The organism is Lelliottia amnigena, from assembly GCF_019047465.1.
GTDB lineage: Bacteria > Pseudomonadota > Gammaproteobacteria > Enterobacterales > Enterobacteriaceae > Enterobacter > Enterobacter amnigenus.
The window spans coordinates 65,474-89,800 of record NZ_CP077236.1 but is presented as its reverse complement, the minus strand read 5'-3'; the positions used below and the strand labels follow the sequence as shown (position 1 = coordinate 89,800).

At 50.2% G+C, this 24,327-nt stretch carries 19 protein-coding genes and 2 tRNA genes; 14 read left to right on the top strand and 7 right to left on the bottom strand.

Going from position 1 to position 24,327, the window contains the following annotated elements:
• The first annotated feature begins 187 nt into the window (after window positions 1–187).
• Both I6L74_RS00445 and I6L74_RS00440 read left to right on the top strand, forming a co-directional pair.
• Entirely contained in the window at window positions 188–619 is a 432-nt protein-coding gene (locus I6L74_RS00445; RefSeq protein WP_059179586.1) for a universal stress protein, read from the top strand.
• A 51-nt stretch (window positions 620–670) separates the two neighbouring features.
• Complete coding sequence (locus I6L74_RS00440) at window positions 671–3,367, top strand: cation-transporting P-type ATPase (protein ID WP_059179587.1); 2,697 nt, start codon at window positions 671–673, stop codon at window positions 3,365–3,367.
• Window positions 3,368–3,425: 58 nt separating this feature from the next.
• Here the strand turns inward: I6L74_RS00440 and I6L74_RS00435 are convergent.
• A tRNA-Asn gene (locus I6L74_RS00435) sits at window positions 3,426–3,501 on the bottom strand.
• A gap of 319 nt (window positions 3,502–3,820) precedes the next feature.
• Here I6L74_RS00435 and nac point away from each other — a divergent pair.
• The 3 genes from nac (at window position 3,821) to I6L74_RS00420 (ending at window position 6,229) form a co-directional block, all read left to right on the top strand.
• Complete coding sequence (nac, locus tag I6L74_RS00430; protein ID WP_059179588.1) at window positions 3,821–4,738, top strand: nitrogen assimilation transcriptional regulator NAC; 918 nt, start codon at window positions 3,821–3,823, stop codon at window positions 4,736–4,738.
• Between the two features lie 96 nt (window positions 4,739–4,834).
• The gene (gene cbl, locus I6L74_RS00425) at window positions 4,835–5,785 is read left to right on the top strand and encodes an HTH-type transcriptional regulator Cbl (RefSeq protein ID WP_059179589.1); all 951 of its coding nucleotides are present in this window, start codon (window positions 4,835–4,837) and stop codon (window positions 5,783–5,785) included.
• A gap of 198 nt (window positions 5,786–5,983) precedes the next feature.
• Window positions 5,984–6,229, top strand: a complete 246-nt coding sequence (locus I6L74_RS00420) for a DUF2543 family protein (RefSeq protein ID WP_059179590.1) — start codon at window positions 5,984–5,986, stop codon at window positions 6,227–6,229.
• A gap of 121 nt (window positions 6,230–6,350) precedes the next feature.
• Here the strand turns inward: I6L74_RS00420 and I6L74_RS00415 are convergent.
• Together I6L74_RS00415 and mtfA are read right to left on the bottom strand one after the other, a co-directional pair.
• Window positions 6,351–6,426: transfer RNA gene (locus I6L74_RS00415), tRNA-Asn, on the bottom strand.
• A gap of 100 nt (window positions 6,427–6,526) precedes the next feature.
• Window positions 6,527–7,324 (bottom strand): DgsA anti-repressor MtfA, encoded by a 798-nt coding sequence (gene mtfA, locus I6L74_RS00410; RefSeq protein WP_059179591.1) that lies wholly within the window; start codon window positions 7,322–7,324, stop codon window positions 6,527–6,529.
• A gap of 551 nt (window positions 7,325–7,875) precedes the next feature.
• On the opposite strand from mtfA, the gene I6L74_RS00405 reads away from it, so the two are divergent.
• From I6L74_RS00405 to I6L74_RS00375, 7 genes are read left to right on the top strand one after another with little or no spacing between them, the layout of a single operon-like run.
• Window positions 7,876–8,994 (top strand): FAD-dependent oxidoreductase, encoded by a 1,119-nt coding sequence (locus I6L74_RS00405; protein WP_059179592.1) that lies wholly within the window; start codon window positions 7,876–7,878, stop codon window positions 8,992–8,994.
• Window positions 8,994–10,019, top strand: a complete 1,026-nt coding sequence (locus I6L74_RS00400) for a hypothetical protein (protein ID WP_059179593.1) — start codon at window positions 8,994–8,996, stop codon at window positions 10,017–10,019. The genes I6L74_RS00405 and I6L74_RS00400 overlap by 1 nt, the downstream gene beginning before the upstream one ends.
• Window positions 10,019–10,792, top strand: a complete 774-nt coding sequence (locus tag I6L74_RS00395; RefSeq protein ID WP_059179594.1) for an NAD-dependent epimerase/dehydratase family protein — start codon at window positions 10,019–10,021, stop codon at window positions 10,790–10,792. The genes I6L74_RS00400 and I6L74_RS00395 overlap by 1 nt, the downstream gene beginning before the upstream one ends.
• On the top strand, window positions 10,789–11,622 hold the full coding sequence (locus I6L74_RS00390) for a sugar phosphate isomerase/epimerase family protein (RefSeq protein ID WP_059179595.1): 834 nt from the start codon (window positions 10,789–10,791) through the stop codon (window positions 11,620–11,622). The genes I6L74_RS00395 and I6L74_RS00390 overlap by 4 nt, the downstream gene beginning before the upstream one ends.
• Entirely contained in the window at window positions 11,619–11,975 is a 357-nt protein-coding gene (locus tag I6L74_RS00385) for an EamA family transporter (RefSeq protein ID WP_059179596.1), read from the top strand. The genes I6L74_RS00390 and I6L74_RS00385 overlap by 4 nt, the downstream gene beginning before the upstream one ends.
• Before the next feature lie 12 nt (window positions 11,976–11,987).
• Window positions 11,988–12,806, top strand: coding sequence for a glycosyltransferase family 2 protein (locus I6L74_RS00380; protein WP_059179597.1), 819 nt, complete (start codon window positions 11,988–11,990; stop codon window positions 12,804–12,806).
• Complete coding sequence (locus I6L74_RS00375; protein WP_059179598.1) at window positions 12,803–14,113, top strand: hypothetical protein; 1,311 nt, start codon at window positions 12,803–12,805, stop codon at window positions 14,111–14,113. Before I6L74_RS00380 ends, I6L74_RS00375 begins: the two co-directional genes overlap by 4 nt.
• 166 nt (window positions 14,114–14,279) lie before the next feature.
• Here the strand turns inward: I6L74_RS00375 and fumA are convergent, their stop codons facing one another.
• On the bottom strand, window positions 14,280–15,929 hold the full coding sequence (fumA, locus tag I6L74_RS00370) for a class I fumarate hydratase FumA (RefSeq protein WP_059179599.1): 1,650 nt from the start codon (window positions 15,927–15,929) through the stop codon (window positions 14,280–14,282).
• Between the two features lie 55 nt (window positions 15,930–15,984).
• A complete protein-coding gene (locus I6L74_RS00365; RefSeq protein WP_072241900.1) occupies window positions 15,985–17,493 on the bottom strand; it encodes an anion permease in 1,509 nt (502 codons plus the stop codon).
• Between the two features lie 613 nt (window positions 17,494–18,106).
• Here I6L74_RS00365 and I6L74_RS00360 point away from each other — a divergent pair.
• Both I6L74_RS00360 and I6L74_RS00355 read left to right on the top strand, forming a co-directional pair.
• A complete protein-coding gene (locus I6L74_RS00360) occupies window positions 18,107–20,890 on the top strand; it encodes a flavocytochrome c (protein WP_059179600.1) in 2,784 nt (927 codons plus the stop codon).
• Between the two features lie 85 nt (window positions 20,891–20,975).
• Window positions 20,976–21,941: an FAD:protein FMN transferase gene (locus I6L74_RS00355; protein WP_059179601.1), complete on the top strand. Its 966-nt coding sequence runs from the start codon at window positions 20,976–20,978 to the stop codon at window positions 21,939–21,941.
• On the opposite strand, the gene dcuR is transcribed toward I6L74_RS00355, so the two are convergent.
• Complete coding sequence (gene dcuR / locus I6L74_RS00350; protein ID WP_059179602.1) at window positions 21,922–22,641, bottom strand: two-component system response regulator DcuR; 720 nt, start codon at window positions 22,639–22,641, stop codon at window positions 21,922–21,924. The genes I6L74_RS00355 and dcuR overlap by 20 nt on opposite strands.
• Window positions 22,638–24,254, bottom strand: a complete 1,617-nt coding sequence (locus tag I6L74_RS00345; protein WP_059179603.1) for a sensor histidine kinase — start codon at window positions 24,252–24,254, stop codon at window positions 22,638–22,640. The genes dcuR and I6L74_RS00345 overlap by 4 nt, the downstream gene beginning before the upstream one ends.
• Window positions 24,255–24,327 lie beyond the last annotated feature (73 nt).

Genomic DNA, 24,327 nt, shown 5'->3' with positions numbered 1-24,327 from the left:
GGTATATTTTATTAAACTAATATTTTTCAGATGGTTATGAGTAACTTTATCATATTCAATCTGCTGTGCTACGGTTAATACCATCCCCTTCAGCGTTTAGTGTTTGGTTGTAGAGCTAATTTCCTGCGTTTCATTATGTGTAATGTCATTTATGACTACTCGTATGGGTTATAAAAGGATGCTCGCTATGTACAGAAATATTCTGGTTCCTGTCGATGTCTACGAAATCGGGCTGGCGGATAAAGCCGTGGCTCACGCTCAATTCCTCGCGCAAAGTGCTTCAGCAGATATCCATCTTCTTCACGTTATTCCAAAGTTCTCGCCAGAATTGACGCGCGGGTTTATTTCGGATGCGCGAAAAATGGATGACTATATGATTAATAATTCAAAAGAAAAGCTTGCGGCGTTCGCCAAAAAAATCAATTTTCCTGAGGATCGCATTCATCTTCATGTCCGCGGCGGGAATGTCCGCGACGAAGTCACCCAGTTAGCCGACGATCTCGCGGCGGACGTGATCATTATCGGTTCACGCAATCCCAATATTCAGACGCATTTATTGGGGTCAGACGCGGCGAACATTGTTCGTTACGCGCACGTTCCGGTTTTTGTCGTGCGGTAACGGCGTCAATGGAAAAGCGTGCTTTTGAGTTCAGGACGTGAGGACGGATCGATGAAGACAGAAAAACCGGAACAACCCTTTTACCGACTTTCCGTGGAAGAGACGCTGGCAACGACAGCCAGTACCGCGGAGGGGATCTGCCGTGCAGAGTCCACGGCAAGGCTTCAGCAGTATGGCGAAAACGCGCTGCCGCAAAAGCCGGGCAAACCTGCATGGTTGCGATTTTTAGCCCATTTCAACGATGTGCTGATCTACGTATTACTCGCGGCGGCGGTATTGACGGCGGTGATGGGACACTGGGTGGATACGCTGGTCATCCTGGGCGTGGCAGTGATCAACTCGCTGATTGGCTATATTCAGGAAAGTAACGCTGAAAAATCGCTGCAAAGTATCCGCAATATGCTCTCCAGCGAAGCCGTGGTGGTGCGTCAGGGCAATCATGAAACCATCCCGACAACGGCGCTGGTGCCTGGCGACATCGTTGTGATCCGCGCAGGCGATCGCATACCGGCTGACCTCAGAATTATTGAAGCGCACAATCTCCGGGTGGAAGAGGCGATTCTCACCGGCGAGTCAACGGTCGTTGAAAAAATAACGGACCGGCTTGAAGGTGAACTCCCGCTGGGGGACCGTACTAACCTGTTGTTTTCGGGGACCACGGTCAGTTCCGGCGGCGGGCAGGGCGTTGTTATTGCCACGGGGGGTGATACTGAATTAGGCCATATCAACCAGATGATGTCGGATATTGAGCAACAGCGAACGCCGCTGCTGATACAGATGGATAAGCTCGGGAAAGCCATTTTCATTATCATTCTGGTCATGATGGCTGCGCTGTTTGTCTTTAGCGTCCTGTTCAGGGATATGCCCGTTTCCGAGCTCATGCTTTCGCTCATTAGCCTTGCGGTGGCCTCGGTTCCGGAAGGGTTGCCGGCAATCATTTCGATTATTCTGTCGCTTGGCGTGCAAACGATGGCCCGGCAGAAGGCCATTATTCGCAAATTGCCAACCGTCGAAACGCTGGGCGCGATGACCGTGATCTGCTCGGATAAAACCGGCACGCTGACGATGAACGAGATGACGGTCAAAGCGGTGATCACCGCCGACACGATTTATCGTGTTGAGGGTGATAGCTACGAACCGATCGGGAACGTCCATCCCATCAATGATCCCACGCCCGTTACCGTCGCCCCCGGCTCGCTGCTGGAGCGCTATCTGCGCACGATTGACCTGTGTAACGACAGTCAGCTGATGAAAGACGATCAGGGCTTCTGGAAGATTACTGGCGGGCCAACGGAGGGGGCATTAAAAGTCCTTGCGGCGAAAATCCCGTTACCTTCGGTTGAGACGCAGCTGCGCAGCAAGATCCCGTTTGATTCACAGTACAAATATATGTCGACCCTTCACCGCATTGGGGATGAAGAGTTGATTTTGATTACCGGTGCCCCGGATGTGCTGTTCAGGCTGTGTCAGCACCAGCAGACTGAAGCGGGCCTTGAGCCGCTCGACCAATCTTACTGGGAAGCGAAAATCGAAGAGTATGCGCGCGAAGGGCTGCGCATGGTCGCGGCAGCCTGGAAGCCCGCGAGTCTTGAGCAAACGGAGCTGACGCATGATGATTTGCAGCATGGCGTGATTTTGCTTGGGGTTGCCGGAATGATGGACCCACCGCGTCCTGAGGCCATTACGGCGATCGGCGACTGTCTGCAGGCGGGTATTCGCGTCAAAATGATTACTGGCGATCACCCGCAAACGGCGATGAGCATTGGCAAAATGCTGGGTATCGGCAATACCGACAATGCCATTACCGGGCGCGAGCTTGAAGTGATGGACGATCGCCAGTTGAGCGACGCCGCGCAGAAATTTGATATTTTTGCGCGTACCAGCCCGGAGGATAAATTCCGCCTGGTACAGGCGCTGCAAAGCAAGAAAGAGGTGGTCGGGATGACCGGCGATGGCGTGAATGATGCGCCCGCCCTGAAACAGGCTGACGTCGGGATTGCCATGGGCATCAAAGGGACGGAGGTGACCAAAGAAGCGGCGGACATGGTTCTGACCGATGATAATTTTGCCACCATCGCCAGCGCGGTAAGGGAAGGGCGTCGGGTTTACGATAACCTGAAAAAAACCATTCTCTTTATCATGCCCACCAACCTGGCGCAGGGGCTGTTAATTATTATTGCCCTGCTGGCAGGCAACCTGATTCCGCTGACGCCAGTGCTGATCCTGTGGATGAACATGGCGACCTCCGCCACGCTCTCCTTTGGGCTGGCATTTGAAGCGGGTGAGAAGAACATCATGAATCGGCCGCCGCGCGACCCCAAACTGCACGTGATGGATGGGTTTGCCATCTGGCGCGTGGTGTTTGTCGGTTCCATGATCGCGGTGAGCGCTTTCGTGCTTGAAGCCTGGCTACAGCCGCGCGGATATTCGCCGGAGTTTATCCGAACCGTGCTGCTGCAAACCCTGGTGACCGCGCAATGGTTCTACATGCTTAACTGCCGCGTGTCCGACGGATTCTCTCTGAGCAAAGGGCTGCTGGCGAACCGGGGGATTTGGATCGTGACGGCGGTACTGCTGGTGCTGCAACTGCTGATTATCTATGCGCCGTTTATGCAGATGCTGTTCGGTACCGAGTCCCTACCGTTCCGCTATTGGGTCATCACCTTCATTATCGGCTTTGTGATGTTCCTGATTGTGGAAGTTGAGAAACCGTTAACCCGCAGGTGGCGCACGGAGGCACCGCGCTAATCCAGTTCCGGAAAAGCAAAAAGCCCGCTTAAGTTTCCTTAAGCGGGCTTTTCTAATTTGGCTCCTCTGACTGGACTCGAACCAGTGACATACGGATTAACAGTCCGCCGTTCTACCGACTGAACTACAGAGGAATCGTGTGAACGGGGCGCATATTATCGACCTCGCAGACGCTTGTCAAAGGCTGGATCGCCTTCTGATCATCGTTTGCTGACAAAATCAGCAAAGTGCCGCTTTTTATCACGGATTGCACAATTCTGGTGCAGATGTACCCCTTATGGGGCAGATCATAAACCGCTGTTTCAGTAATAAAACCCGCTGCCGTGATTAGATTTCCTTATTTTCAGCCGCTTAGCGAACTAATCAGACCTCTCTTAAAAACTGGCATCCATATTGCAAAACCCAATCAACAACAAGCGCCAGTACCGGCACTGCATTTTAACAGGGGGCAAAATGAACTTTAGACGACTGAAATACTTCGTAAAAATCGTCGATATCGGTAGCCTGACCCAGGCCGCGGAAGTGTTGCATATCGCGCAGCCTGCGCTGAGCCAGCAGGTGGCCACTCTGGAAGGTGAACTGGACCAGCAGCTTTTAATCCGCACCAAGCGTGGCGTCACGCCAACCGAAGCGGGCAAAATTCTCTATACCCATGCGCGTACGATTTTGCGTCAGTGTGAGCAAGCCCAGCTTGCGGTCTGCAACGTTGGACACACGCTGAGCGGCCAGGTTTCTATCGGTCTGGCACCGGGCACCGCTGCCTCCTCTATTACCATGCCGCTGCTTCAGGCTGTGCGCGCCGAGCTGCCAGACGTGCTGGTTTATCTGCATGAAAACAGCGGTTCGGTACTGAATGATAAATTACTCAACGGCCAGCTGGATATGGCAGTGCTTTATGACCGTTCACCGATTGCGGGGATCACCAGTCAGCCGCTGCTGAAAGAAGACCTTTATCTTGTTGGCACGCGCGACTGCCCGGGTCAAAGCATCGACCTGACGGCCGTGGCGGAGATGAATCTGTTCTTACCGCGAGATTACAGTGCCGTTCGCGTGCGCGTGGATGAAGCGTTTTCTCTGCGTCGCCTGACGGCAAAAATCATCGGTGAGATCGACTCTATCTCTACCCTGACCGCCGCGATTGCCAGCGGAATGGGTGTGACGGTCCTGCCTGAATCTGCGGCACGCTCTCTGTGCAGCGCGGCGAATGGCTGGATGGCGCGGATCACCACACCATCAATGAGCCTGCCGTTGTCCTTGAATATGTCTGCGCGCGGTTCGTTGACGCCTCAGGCACAAGCCGTGAAAGAAATTCTGATGTCGCTGGTAAGCCGTCCGTCGCTGGAGAATCGCGAACTGCAGCTCGTGAGCTGATATTCCATAATGGAATAAGATGCTGGTTTTTATTATTTGTTCTGCAGGTCTGATGACTCTAACAATAGAGCGATATCAGATGCGCCGGGGTGAATCGTGAATTTCCAGCAACTTAAAATTATCCGTGAGGCGGCCAGGCGGGATTTCAACCTGACCGAAGTCGCCAACATGCTTTATACCTCTCAGTCGGGCGTCAGCCGCCATATTCGCGAGCTGGAAGAAGAGCTGGGCATTGAGATTTTTATCCGTCGTGGTAAACGTCTGTTGGGCATGACTGAGCCAGGTAAGGCGCTCCTGACCATCGCAGAGCGCATTCTTAACGAAGCCAGCAACGTACGACGGCTGGCGGACCTCTTTACCAATGATGCGTCAGGCGTGCTGACCATCGCAACAACGCATACCCAGGCGCGCTACAGTCTGCCGCCGGTGATCAAGGTTTTCCGCGAACTCTTCCCGGAAGTGCGTCTTGAGCTGATTCAGGGCACGCCGCAGGAGATTGAAGTGCTGCTGCAAAATGGCGGGGCGGATATCGGTATCGCCAGCGAACGCCTGAGTAACGACCCGCTGCTGGTGGCCTTTCCGTGGTTCCGCTGGCATCACAGCCTGCTTTTGCCCTCAGACCACCCCTTAAATCAGGTTTCCCCTTTGACGCTCGACGCGATCGGCAAATGGCCGCTCATCACCTATCGACAGGGGATTACCGGGCGTTCGCGTATCGACGAGGCATTCAACCGGAAGGGGATAACCCCGGATGTGGTGCTGAGTGCGCAGGATTCGGACGTCATCAAAACCTATGTTGAACTGGGGCTGGGGATTGGTATTGTCGCGGAACAGTCGGGCGGAGAACATGAATCTAGCGACCTGGTGCGGCTCGATACCCGGCATTTATTTGACGCCAATACCGTCTGGCTGGGACTGAAGCGCGGGCAGCTGCAACGCAACTACGTCTGGCGCTTCATCGAGTTATGTAATGCGGGGCTGTCGGTTGATGAAATTAAACGGCAGGTGATGGAATCGGAAGACGTGGCGATTGATTATCAGATTTAATCGTCGGTCATGGGGTAAACCAAGGTAAGTCGCAATTTAATCGGCCTCGACGATGAATACGCCGCAAAATGAGTCATGTTTCAGCATCCATCTGAGGACACCTCCATGATGACGCGTTATCATGACTCTCTTCGTGAGGCTGGGGCCGGTGTATCCGCTCGCAAGCTCTTAATTAGGCGTTAACCCCTGGGGCCACTTATGACCAATGAAATTCCACTTAAATATTTTGACATCGCGGATGAGTATTCCAAGGAAACCGCTGCGCCGGTGAGCGAATCAGAGCGCGAACCGCTGGCGCACTATTTCCAGCTGCTGATCACCCGTTTGATGAATAACGAAGAGATCAGTGAAACTGCCCAGCAGGAGATGGCCAGTGAAGCGGGCATCAAAGATGAACGTATCGATGAGATAGCGACGTTCCTGAACCAGTGGGGCAATGAATAGCTTGCGTTAAGACCCGGTGAAAAGGACACGTACTGTAACGTGTCCTTTTCGCGTATTGGCGTCATGAAAGCTCTAAAAGCAAAAAGCCTGCTTAAGTTTCCTTAAGCAGGCTTTTCTAATTTGGCTCCTCTGACTGGACTCGAACCAGTGACATACGGATTAACAGTCCGCCGTTCTACCGACTGAACTACAGAGGAATCGTGTGAACGAGGCGCATGTTAATGGCCTCGCTATTTTGTGTCAACACTAAATTCAACATGCTGATTCAACTGATTAATTAAGACTCAACCTGTGCTTTTAGTGAACTTGTGGAGATGCGTTACCGTCATAGCCTGCATTTTCACGCAAACGCTGCATCGGATCTTGCTGGTAGAAATGGCAGAAACGCTGCCATAACGCCGGAAAACGCGGGGCAAAAAGCTCGGGTGCGCTGAAGAAATATTCTGACAACACGGCGAAGCATTCCGCGGGATCGGTCGCGGCGTAGGCATCAATGCTGGCCGCGCTTTCGCCTACCAGATCGATTTCATCCTGAACATTATTCATCGCCGCGTGCAGATCGTGTTCCCAGCCTGCGACTTCACGCAACGGGATAAACGGCACGCCGCTGGCGCGATCGCCATTGCGGGTATCCAGTTTATGAGCCACTTCATGAACGATAAGATTGAAACCGGAGGCGTCAAACGAATCCTGAATATCAAGCCAGTTAAGGATAATCGGTCCTTGCTGCCAGCTCTGTCCGGACTGAACCACGCGCTGATTGTGAACCAGTCCAATATCGTCTTCCCACTCATCATCGACCACGAACGGTGCCGGATAAATCAACACTTCGTGGAAGCCGTCCAGCCATTCAATGCCCAACTCCAGTACGGGTAAACAGAACAACAGGGCGATACGCGCGCTTTTTAGTTCGTCCAGCTCGAATCCCTGAAGAGGGACGAGACGTTTTTGCTGCAAGAAGCGATCGGCTAATTGAACCAATCTGCTCTGCTCATCCGCTGAAAGGCTGGCAAGGACAGGAATTGCCAACGCTTCATCCCACGGTAATGGCGCGCCAGGTGCGGTTTCGTTCGATTTCCAGGGCCACTTAATCATCGCTTCGCTCGCAAACTCGTCACATGAATAAAATTGCAGGGTTAGGATCTCTTAACATGCCAAACATCGGAATAAATGTCACGCAAGACACTATCACCTTGCTGGGATATATAGATAGTAGAATGGCAACTATGTCGTTAATTTTGTGAGCGAAATCGTAGCCAGGAAACTCGACTGAAACATTATCCTGTTCCACACCGTGTCATTTGTTCACATCAGTCTTTGAACTGTATTTCCCCGCATGCAGGATGCTAAAGGGGCTAGCAGAGTGACTATAAAGGATTTTGCTTCCGTGCCATTTTAATAACGCCAATGATATAGAAGCAATTTCGCCCCCGCTTTGGATCATATCTATTCACCGTCATCACTCTGCCTGCGAGCGACTTACCGCTGCTTCAATTCCCTGCTAAGACTATTTTAATTCTGTCAAAAAATAAGTATCATTGTAGTTCCAAAAAAAAACAATTAAACAGTAGATAAATTCGGTAAATCATGAAGTTGGATTTGCCACGTTGATTTTTGATGAACAAAAATTTCTCGGGAAGACGGAAATGGCGCGTAAAAACATAGCGATCGCAGGAGGAGGGTTCTTTGGTCTGTATTTGGCGGAGCAAATGGCCTTAAAAGGTTGCCACGTCACCGTTTATGAAAAAAGTCCACAGCTGATGTCGCGCGCTTCTTATGTCAACCAGGCACGAGTGCACAATGGCTATCATTACCCAAGAAGTATCCTCACCGCGCTTCGTTCTAGACTCTCTTTCCCTCGTTTTGTTGAAGAATTCAGCGACTGTATAGATGACGAATTTTCAAAATATTACCTCGTTGCGGGTTCGCTAAGTAAAGTCACAGGTGAGCAATTCCGTCGATTTTGTCAGCGTATTGGAGCTGAGTGCGAAGATGCACCTGCCTCAGTAAAACGACTGGTTAATCCCGCGATGATCGACGCGGTTTTTACCACCCGCGAGTACGCCTTCGATGCTCATAAGTTGCGTGACATTATCCTTCAACGGCTCGACGCTGCTGGGGTAAGTATAATAACTGATGCGGTCGTTGAAAATGTGCGCAAATACGGAGAGGGTCTTGAGGTCAGCACAACAATTTCAGGACAGCAGGAAAGCAGCTATGTTGACCATCTTTTTAACTGTACCTACTCGCGCATAAACTATTTATTAAAGGGTTCAGAAATAGAATTGATCCCTTTGCGTCATGAAATGACTGAAATGTGTCTGGTAGATGTCCCTGATGAGTTTAAAAAAATGGGACTAACACTGATGTGCGGCCCCTTCTTTTCAGTGATGCCTTTCCCATCGGCGCAGTTACACTCATTTAGTCATGTGCGATATACACCTCATTATCAATGGAACGATAGCGCCAGCCAACCCTATGAAGATGCGCATTTCAAATATGACCATAATCTTCGTCAGTCTGCATGGGGCCATATGATTCGCGATGCGCAACGCTATGTTCCGGGTTTGAGTGAATGCCAGTACCAGCGTTCAATCTGGGAAGTGAAAACTATCCTGCCGCGTAGTGACAGTGATGATTCACGTCCGATCCTTTTCCGCGCTAACCATGGTTTGAAAGGGCTACACTGTGTCATGGGTGGAAAGATTGACAATATTTACGATGCGCTACAAGAAATTGAGCGCGTTATTGAGTTGAGCGAGTAATGAAAAGCGAATCATTTGTTTCTGTAGTTATTGTCATTCCGACCCATTTGAATGACATTTACGTGGCCTTAGATGATGTGGCATCACTGCTAGAAAAACATTACAGCGATTACGAGTTAGTCGTCATCGCGCCGGGTTTAGATAGCACGAATGCCGAAGCGGAAGATCGCGTGCTTAAAAACATCCCCTGCGTGAGAATCATCCATCTTTCAACCCCTGTTTTTCATGATGTAGCACTTGCTGCTGGTCTGGAAAATGCGATCGGTGATTTTGTTGTGTTATGGAACCCGCTATCGGATCCAGCCGATGTTGTGCCGCAAAGTGTTAATCAGTGTCGCGACGGTACTGATGTTGTTGTGGGGGTATCGAATCATGTTCGTTCACTGCGATATCGCGCCATCCGTCGACTGATGAATATCGTATTACGTGCCATCGACTATGAAATTCCTTCCAATTCAACTAATTTGCGGTGCTTGAGCCGTCGCGCAGTCAACGCGGTAACAAGGATCGGTCGCTTCCATCATCAATTCTATCTTCGCATACATAAGACGGGATACCCGGCGGGAGTGTTGCAGTACACCCCAATTAAAGATGCTGAGGGGGGTGGCATCGTAAGGTCTTTACGCCGATTAATGCGCCTAGTGGTCTTTAATTCTTCTAGACCGTTACGTTGGATGTCCGTATTAGGTTTCATTGGCAGCATTTCTGGTTTTCTATTTGCCAGTTACAGCGTGTTGCTACACTTGTTCAGTGGGCTTGTCGTTGAGGGCTGGACCACCACCATATTATTTATGTCATCATTATTTATTATCCAATTTGTGATGATGGCGTTCTTTGGTGAATATCTAGGTCGTTTACTTGATGAAAGCAGTGCTCAAGCGGAATATGCCGTAGTGTACGAACGCACAAGTGAAGTTATGGTTAATGCAGATCGGGTAAACGTAACGAATACATCTATTTCGCCAGAGCTGAACCTTGTACAAACAGGTCGCGATGGTTTTTCTGCTTCAAGTGCGAGGGACTAATGGACGCTTTAATTGGATATTCCGGCTTTGTAGGCTCTACCCTGCTGAAACAACGCCATTTTGACTCTCTTTATCGTTCAACGAATATTGATGAGATCGTTGGCAAATCATTCGATACGGTCGTTTGTGCTGGCGCCCCAGCGCAAAAATGGCTGGCGAATAAAGATCCTGTCGATGATTTACAAAAAATAGAAGCCCTCATTGAAAAATTAAAAACGGTTTCTTGTCATCAATTTATTCTGATCAGCACCGTGGATGTGTTTCAGAATCCGGTTAACGTAGATGAAAACAGTGAAATTCAAACCGAAGGCTTACATGCTTATGGCTTGCATCGCTATTATTTAGAAAAATTTGTCACCGAACATTTTCCCAACGCATTAATCGTGCGCTTACCGGGGTTAGTTGGCCCTGGCTTAAAGAAAAATATTATTTATGATTTTTTGCATGATAATAATATTTCTCAAATCGAGAGCCGCGGGATTTTCCAATTTTATCCTATGATAAATCTATGGTTCGATATCAATATTGCACTGCAAAATCGATTGTCTCTTGTACATTTGACCGCAGCGCCTTTGAGTGTTGCAGAGGTGGCCGAGCTTGGATTTGGATTTGAGTTCAGTAATCATGTCCAGCAAATGCCAGGTCATTATCAAGTCAAAAGCTGCTATAGCTCTTTATTTACTGGCAACGAAGATTATCAGTATAACAAGCGAGAGTCATTGATGGCGATCCGTTCTTATGCACAATCTGAACAAGGCAATAAAGTACAATGAGAATTTCTCTTTCAGGCATGGCCTGGAATAAAGACGAAGATATTGCTGTCGCCAAACTTTTGCGTACATGGCAAGTTGATGCGATAGACATCGTTCCGGGTAAATATTTTCCCGATCCGCTACACGTTGATACCGATGAGATTGCTAGAGTAAGTCAATTCTGGCAACAGCGGGATATTTCCCTGGTGGGTATGCAATCATTACTGTTCGGTACTCAGGGACTGAATCTCTTTGCAGACCACTCGGTGCAACAAAAAATGCTGGATCATCTAGAAGCAGTCAGCCGCATCGCTGCGGGATTAGGTATTCCTGTTTTAGTTTTTGGTTCACCAAGAAACCGCGATCGCCAGGGTTTGAGTGATGAAAAAGCGAATGACATCGCAATAAGTTTCTTCCGCCGCTTGGGCGATATTGCAAAACGAGAAGGTGTGAGCTTTTGCCTTGAGCCTAATCCGACATGCTACGGCGCTAATTTTATGACCAACAGTGCTGAGGCCGCTTCTACAGTACGTATGGTCGATCATCCGGCAATCAAAATGCAATTAGATACCGGAGCAATTGCGATTAACCAGGAAGATATCTGGGAAATTCTTGAGCGCGATGCTGACATTATTGGGCATATACATCTCAGTGAACCTGATCTCGTCCCGTTGGGTCGAAGCGAGGTCAATCATCCTGAGATATCCCGAGCTTTGCATAGCACTCTTTCCCATAAGATCTCTACCATTGAAATGCTTGAAACAAAACAAGAACCCTCTTTGACGACCATCGAAGAGGCGCTGGCCTTCACGATTCGCCATTATCGTCAATCTGCAGGAGTCGTTGCATGAAATGGCTCATTTTAATATTAGGCATTGCATCGAATGCGTCGGCGAGTGTTTTAATCAAAATGGCCATGACGCCTCCAAGAAAATTACCGAGTCTTGCTGAACCGCTGGCAATGTTTTCCAATTGGCCACTATGGTTGGGTATTTTTCTCTATGGGATGGCGTTTCTGTTATACGCAGCTGCTTTAGCGTTCCTTCCTCTGAACGTTGCGCATCCGATTCTTACCTCAGGAGCGATTGCCTGCGTTGCGTTGCTCTCGGTGATTCTTTTTCGAGAGCCTATGTATTGGTCAACTATTGCCGGAATTTTGATGGTAATAGGTGGCGTCGCATTGATTACCCTTAAAGTTAAATAAGTTGAAACCGAAATGACTGAAATGATACCTCAAACTCTCCAGACCAAATGGGAAGTTCCAGCATACGAACGCCAATTATGGTTGGGAAAATCACAAAATTACTGTGTAGTAATTCCAGTTATCAACGAAGGAGATCGTATTCGCCATTTATTGACTAAAATGGCCGCGATCAATGTTTCATCTTATGCCGATATTATTATTGTGGATGGTGGAAGTACGGACGGCTCCCTGGAAACAGAGTTTTTGAAGGAACTCGAAGTCCGTGGACTTATTTTAAAGACAGCGCCAGGGAAACTGAGTGCGCAATTACGTTGTGCATATGCATTTGCTCTTGAGCAAGGTTATAAAGGGATAGTGACAATTGATGGCAATGATAAAGACGATCCAGAAGCCATCCCTCGTTTTATAGAGGCACTTGAGGAAGGTGTGGATTTTGTGCAGGCATCACGGTTCTTGCCTGGCGGCGTGCAGGAGAACACGCCAAAATCGCGTGATTTTGCGATTAGATATATTCATGCTCCTTGCCTAAGTCTTTTTTCTGGCTTTAAATGGACGGATACTACACAGGGATTCCGGGCATATAGTAGTAAAATGCTTCTTTCTCCAGAGATAGCACCTTTCAGAAATGTGTTTATGAGCTATGAGTTATTAGCTTATTTGTCTTACCGGGCACCAAAACTTAATTTCCGCTGTGTAGAGTTACCCACTGTTCGTCGTTATCCTGTTGGTGAAGTGCCAACTAAAATTAGTAGCGTTAAAGGTAACCTATCCGTATTAATGGTACTATTTAAAGCTTGCCTCGGTTTTTATAATGTTGAGAGAAATGCATGATTGAGCTAAATAAAAAAAACTATTTAGTTCTTATTGTCATTGGGATGATTTTGTTAGCCATCAGAAATCCTGTTCCCATCATGCATCCCTCTATCTATGCTGAAGATGGAGTTTGGGTCGCTAATGCTTTAAGTCATGGCTGGGTTAATGCATTCATTCATGCCAGAGACGACTACTTTGTGTTTTTTAACATTTTCTTCCTTTTTGTATCCACCACAATAAGTAATATAGTGAGTGGAAATCCACTGTTGTTCCTTCCACAATCGATCGCTCTTGTTTCATATCTTTTTTATACTGTTATATCGACAATGGCTTATGCTGTTGTTTTAAGAATCTCTAACGTAGCTTATGCTATTTTAGCGTATTTACTTATTCTTTATGTGCCTTTAGGATTATCACAAAATGAGACGATAGGGCATTTACTCCAGATTGGCTTTTATATGCCAATGATGGCGCTTTGCTTGATTTTATACCGAGAATATATCGATAGTAAGTTCCATAAAACATTTATCGATCTGTTGATATTTCTCGCGGCAGCAACCAATCCAGTTGTGTTCCCAATTGTCGGTTTATTTTATCTTGCTAAGTTTGCTGTCTCCACGGATAAAATTAAACTGGTCAAGGATTTGCTTCCTCTCGCATTATCAATGTTTGTGCTAGCTTTAATCATCTTGCCAAGACTTAATGGTTCAGGTGGGGTAGATAATCACGCTTATAATCCCGATAATATAGTTGAATTAGTGACAGCACGTTTGCTACTTTATCCATTTGTATTCCCGTGGTATGAGAAGTTAAACGATCTAGTATCAATTTTTTTATCTATAGTCTATTTTGCGTTTTGTTTGTTTGTTATCTTAAAAACTGAAGACAGGAATGCCAGGAAATTCCTGCTAGCAATGCTGATGACGTTGGTGATTAATATAGCTGCAACGGTAGTAGGAAGGGTTGGATTAACTGATTTTCTAAATGATTATACAGGAACCTTCCCTGATCGCTATTTTGTTGGGTCTAACATACTGGCGTTAATGCTGTTTGTCGCGTGCTTATCACAGTGCACTTTTTCTAGATTAAGCCATCGGGTTGCCACGGTTGTCGGTGTGTGTTTGCTGTTTGTATATATATGGAATATAAGCTCGATCCTGGAAAGAAAAGAGTTTGTCAAACGAACTGCAGTAAATGAATATTTTTCTCGTGAGCTTTGCAAAGCTCAAAAAATCCCAGGGGAGAGTTCTGTCATTCAAATAAAACCTAAAGGGTGGCAGATGACAGTTCCCGCGAACTTCGTTGCTGATATTGTTTGCCGCTAGTAGACGCCTACCGCTAAAATAAAGCGGTAGGCATTATCAGTCCTGACCTTATCTATGGATCTGAATTTATATTGCTCATTTCATTTTGAATTTTTAACGAATTTATTGGAGATGACATCAATAAAAATGTCATCTCTTAATACGCAGTATTCAACTTAATCCCAGGTTAACGCTGAGAGCATCCGGCACACTGCTTGTTCTGAATCTGCTGGAAGAAGTCGTTGCCTTTATCATCGACAAGAATAAAGGCCGGGAAGTTCTCGACTTCGATTTTCCAGATCGCTTCCATTCCCAGTTCCGGGTACGCCACACATTCCAGATTTTTTATGCTGTTTTGCGCCAGCACCGCTGCTGGGCCGCCGATACTGCCGAGATAGAACCCGCCGTGGGTGTTACAAGCATCGGTTACCTGCTGGCTGCGGTTGCCTTTTGCGAGCATCACCATACTGGCACCGTGCGATTGCAGTAAATCCACATACGAGTCCATACGACCTGCCGTGGTGGGGCCTAATGAACCGGATGCATAACCTTCAGGCGTTTTCGCCGGGCCCGCGTAATAAATCGGATGATCTTTTACGTACTGCGGCAGTTCTTCGCCGTTATCGAGAAGCTCTTTGAGCTTCGCATGGGCCATGTCGCGCGCCACGATGATGGTGCCGTTCAGCGACAGTCGGGTGGAAACCGGATATGCAGAAAGCTGCGCCAGAATCTCCTCCATCGAACTGTTCAGATTGATGCTGACAACGTCGCCTTCACCTTGCTCACGCAGCGATTCAGGAATGTATTGCGCCGGATTGTGCTCCAGTTTTTCTATCCAGATCCCGTCACGGTTGATTTTGGCTTTGATGTTGCGGTCAGCCGAGCAGGAGACGCCCATGCCGACAGGGCAGGAGGCTCCGTGGCGCGGGAGTCGAATCACGCGAATATCATGGGCAAAGTATTTACCGCCGAACTGCGCACCTAAGCCGAGATTCTGCGCTTCTTGTAATAGTGCCTGTTCGAGCTGAACGTCACGGAACGCCTGACCGTGCTCATTCCCCTCCGTTGGCAACCCATCGTAGTAACGGGTCGACGCCAGTTTGACGGTTTTCAGCGTACTTTCTGCTGACGTACCGCCAATGACAAACGCGATGTGATACGGCGGGCACGCTGCGGTCCCCAGTGAGCGCATTTTTTCCACGAGATAATTTTTCAATTTCGCAGGGGTAATGAGCGCTTTGGTTTCCTGGTACAGATAGGTTTTGTTGGCGGAGCCGCCGCCTTTTGCCATACACAGGAACTTATACTCATCGCCATCGACGCTATACAGGTCGATTTGCGCCGGTAAGTTGGTCCCGGTATTCACCTCTTTGTACATATCCAGCGCAGCATTTTGCGAGTATCGCAGATTGTCTTCGATATAGGTGTTGTACACGCCCTGACTTAACGCGGCGTCGTCACCGCCGCCGGTCCACACGCGTTGGCCTTTTTTGCCCATGATGATGGCCGTACCCGTGTCCTGGCAGGTCGGTAACACGCCTTTTGCTGCGATTTCCGAATTACGCAGGAACTGAAGCGCGACGTATTTATCGTTCTCGCTGGCGTCGGGATCGCGAAGAATGGCCGCCACCTGTTTCTGGTGCGAGGGTCGCAGCATAAAGGCCGCGTCGTGGAAAGCCTGCTGCGCGAGCAGCGTCAGGGCTTCGGGGTCGACTTTTAGAATTTCCTGGCCCGCAAATTCTGCCACGGAGATATGATCTTTGGTCAGCAGATAATAGTCGGTGTCGTCGTGATCGAGCGGGAAAGGGTTCTGATAATAAAAGGGTTTGTTCGACATAACGTGTTGCTCCACAAAAATTAAACCGCCGGAGGTTGAGCCCGGCGGTCAGGAATCAGAACATCATGGACATCCACGGATACCCAATCAGCAGCAGTGCGGCCAGGAAAATCGCGCCGAAGAGGGTGCCGAGACGCCAGTAATCTTTGGTTGGCAGGTAGCCGCTACCGTAATAAATCGGGCTTGGGCCGGTGCCGTAGGGGGTAATAATCCCCATAATGCCAAGCGATGTGACCATCAGCAGGACGAACACCTCCATATTGATGCCCGGAATTGTGGCGGCGATGGTGAGCATGGCCGGTAACAGCGCAGTGGTATGCGCGGTGGTGCTCGCAAACAGGTAGTGCAGCAGATAGAACGCCAGCAGCAGCACGATGGTTGCGGTGCCTGGAGAGATGCCGCTCATCAGCATGCCGCCCTCTTTACCCAGCCAGCTAATAAATCCGGTGGAGGACAAACCGTCGGCCAGCGCAACCAGGGTGGCAAACCACACGAAAGTGTTCCACGCGGCTTTGTTGCCAGTGATATCGTTCCACTCCAGCACGCCCGTCCACAGCATCAGGCCTACGATTAACAGCGCTGCCATGGCGGGTTCGATCCACGCGGTCGCGAAAATCCACATCATCAATGCGCAGCACACAAAGACCAGCAGCAGGATTTCATTGCGCGACAGTTTGCCCAGTTTCTCCAGTTCACGGCTTGCCCAAAGCGGTACTTCATCGTTCACTTTCACTTCCGGCGGATAGAACCAGTACGCCAGCAGCGGCATCACCAGAATCAGCAGCACGCCCACCGGCAGGAAGGCGATAAACCAGGTGCCCCAGGAGATATCAATACCCACAATGCTTTTTACCAGCGCCAGTGCCAGCAGGTTGGGTGCAAGCGCAGACAGGAACATTGAGCTGGTAATACACGCCGCCGTAATCGCGACCCACATCAGATAGGAGCCGATTTTACGAGCGCTGGGATCGTTAGGTTTTGAGCCGTACAGCGGCGGCAGGTTGGCGATAATCGGGTAGATCGTGCCACCGCTTCGCGCGGTGTTGGACGGCGTAAAGGGTGCCAGAAGCAGGTCCGCGAAGGTGATGGCGTACCCAAGCGTCAGGCTGCGGCGACCCAGATATTTCACCAGGATCAGTGCCAGACGGCGGCCAAAGCGCGTTTTGTCATACCCTGCCGCGAACATAAAGGCACCGAAAATCAGCCAGACGGTAGAGTTACCAAAGCCGCTGACCGCCCATTTAAACGAGGCTCCTGCCAGCTTAAACGACGGTTCGGCCAGCTGTTCCGGGCTGAACAGCACCCACTGACTGCACAGACCGATGGCGATGACGCCGGTCAGGCCAATCACTGCGCCCGGCAGCGGTTCGAAAATCAAACCGACGATCACCCCTACAAAAATGGCGAAGTAGTGCCAGGCATAAGGCGGAAGCCCATCGGGCACCGGTACAAATAACAGCAGAATGGCCACAATAATGGGCAGCGCCATCATGAAAAGACGGCGTGCCTGGCCATCCTTTGGTTTGCTCGCCGCCAGGGGCGTTACAGCAGTTTTATCATTCATAGTTTGCGTCTTAAGTTGTCAGGAATACGGTTTGTCAGAAATAAGCACGAGGTCTTTTTTAAGTTTTTTTGCTTTCTTTAGTTATTTAAGGCCCGGTTTTCTTATTTCTAAAATAACAATCCAACGCAAAATGGAATGCGGTGAATTAAAAAAGAGTGATATTTATATATTGCGCTTTTAAAGGTGGATTCTATTGATCGGGATCATGAAACGGGAGTTGTGGTTGTATTTTTAGGCATTAATTAATAACCCCATTGAGTTATGTGGATATAGCGTTCAAATTAAGGTTATTTTTCTTAATATATGTATTTAAAAAACGATCAGTTTGACTATCTTATTGAATTTTATGGCTTTTTATTTGTTTGTGACTTTCGCGTTAAGTAACGGAAGAGTTAACTGCTTTAATTTGAATGTAAACAATCAACATTAAACTCACTAACACCAATGTATTATTTATGTTATCGAAGGGATTAAATAGTTTATTAACTAACGTAATAACTTTAGTAACTAAAAATAGCGTTATATTAATATCATGACATCGGCAAAAAAATTAACCATAACCGGACCGATAAAGAATTCTTGAATTTCATTTTTAAAGTTTGGAGTTTCTATTATGAGCACTAACGAACGCATTCTAAGCCCGTTCACATTACCGAATGGCACCGAGTTAAAAAACCGTTTGTTAATGGCCCCAATGACCACCTGCACGGGGTATTACGACGGGACGGTCACCAGCGAGCTGGTTGAATACTATCGCGCGCGTTCAGGTAGCATCGGGACCATCATCGTTGAATGCTGCTTTGTGGATGATTTAGGGCTGGCTTTCCCCGGCGCAATCGGCATTGATAATGACGAGAAAATCGCCGGTCTGGCAAAAATTGCCGATGCGATTAAGTCGAAAGGTTCCAGAGCGTTGCTGCAGATCTATCATGGCGGCCGTATGGTTGACCCGAAGCTGATTGGCGGGCGCACGCCTGTGGGGCCCAGCGCCGTTGCCGCGCCGCGTGAGGGGGCCGCCACGCCAGTCGCATTGAGCGGTGAAGACGTCTGTGCGATGGTCGGCAAGTTTGGTGACGCCGTTCGTCGCGCTATTCAGGCGGGCTTTGATGGCGTTGAAATTCATGGCGCAAACACGTATTTAATCCAGCAGTTCTACTCCCCGAACTCCAACCAGCGCGATGATGAGTGGGGCGGCAGTCGCGACAACCGCGCCAAATTCCCGCTGGCGGTACTGGACATCACCCACAAAATGGTGCGCCAGTACGCGGATGACGCCTTCATCATTGGCTACCGCTTCTCTCCGGAAGAGATGGAAGTGCCGGGCATCCGCTTCGACGACACGATGTACCTGCTGGAAAAACTGGCGGCGCGTGGGGTGGATTATCTGCACTTTTCAGTCGGCGCGACGCTGCGCCCGTCGATTGTCGATACCCAGGATCCGACGCCACTTATCGAAAAATATTGCGCCATGCGTTCAGACACGCTCGCGCAAATCCCTGTCATGGGCGTAGGCGGCGTGGTCAATGCCGCTGATGTGAACGAGGCAATTGATCACGGCTACGACCTGATCGCGGTGGGACGCGCGACGATCGCCTATCCGGACTGGACCGATCGCATTGGTCAGGGTGAAACGCTTGAACTGTTTATGGACAGCACCAGGCGAGAAGCGCTGCACATTCCGGAGCCGCTGTGGCGTTTCTCGCTGGTGGAAGCGATGATCCGCGACATGAGCATGGGCGAGTCAAAATTCAAGCCCGGCACGTTTATCGAAACGGTCCAGGATGACGCCAGCGAGCTGGTGGTCAGCGTCAGCCTCGAAACCGATCGTATCAGTGACATTGCGCTGGCATCCGGTCCCGACCACGACGTAGAGTTTGTGACCAGTTTTGAGGAGATCCGCAGCCGTATTCTCGACGCAAATACCCCTCATGTTGACGCCATTACAGGCGCGACCAGCCAGAGCGAAGCGGTGAAAAAAGCCGTCTCGAAAGCGATGGTGAAATCCTCCAAAGCTCTGGCGGCAGAAGAGGGCGTTGATCCTAACGCAGCGAAATGTGTTGATGTTGTGGTGGTGGGCAGCGGTGGTGCAGGGCTGGCGGCGGCGATTCAGGCTTATGACGACGGGGCGAGCGTGCTGATTGTCGAGAAAATGCCGAGCATTGGCGGGAACACCATTAAAGCGTCTGCGGGGATGAATGCCGCGGAAACCCGCTTCCAGCAGGTCAAAGGGATTCAGGACAGCAAAGAACTGTTTTATCAGGAATCCCTGAAAGGTGGGCAGAACAGGAACAACCCGGAACTGCTGCGCTGCTTTGTGGAAAACGCGCCAGAGGCTATCGAATGGCTGGCAACGCGCGGCATTATGCTCAATGACATCACCACGACCGGCGGGATGAGCATCGATCGTACGCACCGTCCAAAAGATGGTTCTGCGGTGGGCGGTTATCTGGTAAGCGGTCTGGTGCGCAACGTCAATAAACGGCATATCGACGTGATGCTGGACACTTCTGTGAGCGATATCATTGTCGAAAACGGGGAAGTGACGGGCGTGCGCCTGACCACGGAAGAGAAAGAAACCGTCACCGTCACCACCAAAAGCGTGATCGTAGCGACCGGCGGGTTTAGCGCCAACAGCCAGATGGTGGTGAGATATCGCCCGGATCTGGACGGTTTTGTGACCACGAACCACAAAGGCGCGACGGGCGGCGGGATTGCATTGCTGGAACGTATTGGCGCCGGGACCGTGGATATGGGTGAAATTCAAATTCACCCAACCGTTGAGCAGAACACCTCATATTTGATTTCTGAATCCATTCGCGGCGGTGGCGCGATTCTCGTGAGTCAGCAGGGGAACCGTTTCTTCAACGAGATGGAGACCCGCGACAAAGTGTCGGCTCACATTATCGCGCTGCCTGAGAAATACGCGTACATCGTTTTTGATGAGCACGTTCGGGCAAAAAACAAAGCTGCCGATGAATACATCGCCAAAGGCCTGGTGACCAGCGCCAGCTCGCCGAAAGCGCTGGCGGAGGCGTTGGGTATGGATCACCACGCGTTCCTGGCGACGCTTGAACGCTATAACGGGTTTGTTGAAAAGCAGCACGATGATGATTTCGGTCGCACCACTGCGCTGCGTGCGCCGATCAACGAAGGGCCATTCCACGCGATCCGCATCGCCCCCGGTGTGCATCACACCATGGGCGGCGTGACTGTCAATCCGCAAACCTGTGTTCTGGATAGCGCCGATAACGTCATTCCTGGTGCATATGCAGCGGGTGAAGTGGTCGGTGGTATTCACGGCGGGAATCGAATTGGCGGTAACGCGGTGGCAGATATCATTATTTTTGGTACGCTTGCCGGACATCAGGCGGCAATGCGTTCGAAAAAGCCTGGCTGAGCCGTTTTGGTTGACCGGAACGCGGTGTTCCGGTCATTTCCCCGACAGCGTTTGCCTGTCAGAGCTACCGTCAGGAGCCACTCCCATGCCAGATGACGACCGCGTCTACAGTTATTCCGCCGTGCTGATGGGCTCTCCCATTCTCCTCAAACTCTTCTCGCACAACGAAGCGCTTGCCGCGCAGGTTTTTCGCTTAATCAAACAGTACGAAGATTTACTGACCGTGAACCGCGCGCGCTCCCAGGTGATGGATATAAATCTCGCCGCTGGGAAGCACCCCGTCGCCGTTAGCCGTCCGGTGTTTGAATTGATTCGCTGTGCAAAAGCGGCCAGTTTGCTGGAAAACAGCGCATTTAATCTGGCCATTGGTCCGCTGGTTAAGCGCTGGAAAATTGGTTTTCAGGGCGACAGCGTCCCGCCTGCCGATGAAATCAATACGCTGCTGGCGTTAACCGATCCGATGGAAGTCGTGCTGGATGAGGCGGCATGCAGCGTGTTTCTTACTCGATCGGGAATGGAGATCGACCTGGGCGCGATCGCTAAAGGCTATATCGCTGACCGGGTAAGGGATTTCCTGCGCAAACAGGGCGAAACGCTGGGGTTAATCAATCTGGGTGGGAACATCCAGACGCTTGGCTCGCCTGAAGGGGGCTGGACGGTCGGGGTTAAAAAACCGTTCGGCGCTGCGGACGCGCTAATCGGTTCGCTGCAAATTGAAAACAAATCGGTGGTGACATCGGGAACCTATGAACGCTATTTCGAACGCGACGGCACGCGTTATCACCACATTTTAAACCCGCGCACCGGTTATCCGCTGGGCAATGAACTCGACAGCGTGACCGTCATCTCGACGGACTCAATCGACGGCGATCTCTGGACCACACTCCTTTACGGATTGGGCGTTGAGAAAGGCTGTGCCGCGCTGCGTGCGCGGCCAGACATTGAAGCGATTTTCGTGACCAAAGCAAGCGAAATTGTATTCTCGTCCATGCGTCACTTTCGTTTTACGCTGCTCGACAACCGCTATCGCCTTACTGGCAATACTGTCTGAGTAGCCCGATTTGTTCCGGCTGGAGCCGGTATCGATACACCGGACGACCGGTAGCCCCGTAATGAATGCTGGTAAATAGAATTGTAATCTGTGCCAGCCAAATCAGGTATTTACGACATGAAACGCGTGAAATACTGACCGCGTTCGCCAGATCATCGGTGGAAAACTCCGTGTCGGGATGCCCGTCAATCCACTGACAAATCGTGCGCAGCGTCTGCGGGGTTAAGCCCTTCGGCAGGCGTTTGCTGTCTGCCAGCTCCGGCGCGCCACCGTGCAGCAGACGATCAACGTCTGCCTGTTCATAATATTGATGTGACCCCATCAGATGTTTCTTTTCCTTCCAGCCGTTAAGCGCCTCTTCAAAACGCGGAAACTGGAACGGCTTAATCAGGTAGTCCACCACGCCATAGTGCATAGAGGTCTGAATGGTGGTGGCATCGGAGGCCGATGAAATCATGATCACATCGATGGCGCGGCCTGAAGCACGGATAATCGGCAGCAAATCCAGACCATTATCCTGCTGCATATAGACATCCAGCAGCACCAGATCGACAGCCTGAGCGGGGTTGCTAATGATGGCCTGGGCCTGACTGAGCGTGGAGGCGACGCCGCAGCAGCTAAAACCCTCAACACGATTCACATACAGTCGGTTAAGGTCAGCCACCATGGCATCATCATCGACAATTAAGACATTTATCACGCGATTTTCCTCTCGCTATCCCAGGGGATCTGAACAAAAAATTGAGTAAACACGCCAGGCTCCGATTCCACGACGATTTCGCCGCCGAGTTTCTCGAGCTGCTGGCGGGCAAGAAATAATCCCACACCTCGGTTTTCGCCTTTTGTCGAAAAACCTTTAGTAAAAATGTGCGCCAGACGCGACGGGTCAATACCGGGACCGTCATCGCTAATCTCACAGCTGAGCCAGCCGTTTTGATAATGCAGCATCAGGCTGATTTCGCCTTCGGGCTGGTCTGTCATCGCGTCGAGTGCGTTTTCGATAAGGTTACCGAGCACCGTGATCAGCACCGTCACGTGTTCAGTATTTGGGGTATCCGGCACCTGACACTCTTCCGCCAGCGTCAGGCTAATACCCGCTTCCTTGGCGCGATTTATTTTCCCCAGCAGGAAACCGGCAATCACTGGCGATTTGATTTTGTTTTGAATGGTGCCAATATCCGTCTGATAATTTTGCGCCGTCTGGATAATGTACTCTTCGAGCTTGTCGTAGCGCTTCATGTGCAGGAGCCCCAGGATCACATGCAGCTTATTCATAAACTCATGGGAGTGGGTCCGCAGCGCATCCACGTAACTCACCATCCCATCCATTCGCTGCATCAATTCCCGGATCTCGGTTTTGTCACGAAACGTACTGATTGCGCCAATCACTGCGTTCTGGCTTTTGACAGGAAAGGTGTTGCAGAGCAGCAGCCGGCCGTTACAGTCAATCTCCTGATCCTGCAATGCCTTACCCGTCTGCGATACCCTGCGCAGCGAGGCGAGCATCGGAACGTGATGGGGCATTTCCGCGCTGTGGGTTGGCAGAAGCAGAATCTGGCGGGCGGTGTGGTTAATCATTGTCACGCGACCCTGACTATCAATAGCAATCACGCCTTCCTTCAGGGATTGCAGCATCGCCTGGCGTTGTTCAAACAGAGCGGAAATTTCGTAAGGTTCAAGGCCAAACAGAATGCGTTTCAGTAAATGTACCAGGCCCCAGGTTCCCAGAGTACCCATCAACGCACTGAATAATACCGTCCAGATAACGCCCCAACGGCTGCGGCTGATCTCTTCATCCACCTTATTGAGCGATATGCCAATCGCCACCACCCCGATTTGCCGGTGCTGGTCATCATAAACCGGCGTGAAAACGCGCAGGGCTTCTGCCAGCACACCGTGGTTAACCGACACATTTTCATTTCCGGCGAGCGCAGGTTTAAGATCCTCACCGATAAAATTCTTTCCGATCAGGTGCTTATCAGGATGAGAATACCGCACACCCTGCATATTGGTGACCACGGCGAAAAGCAGATCGTTGCGTCGAGTGATAGCTTCTGCGACAGGCTGAATCTGACTTTTCTGTGCGGATAACAGCAGGCCACGTTTGACGTCGGGACTGTCGGCCAGCGTTCTGGCGATGGCAAGCGCGGTGTCTTTCACGCCGTCTCGCGTCGCCTTGGTGATCTGCATAAAGTAGAGGGCAAAGATGACCAGCAACACCGATCCAATCACACTGCTGACCATCAGTGTGACCAGCGTGTTGAGTTTCATTGGGCGCTTGCGCGTCATGACTAAAGGCTGCACATCGCTCATCCGCACTCCATGGCTAATTATTAAGGGGTAATTATCGCTGATGACGGCGCTTTCTTAAAGTCATGTAAAAGCT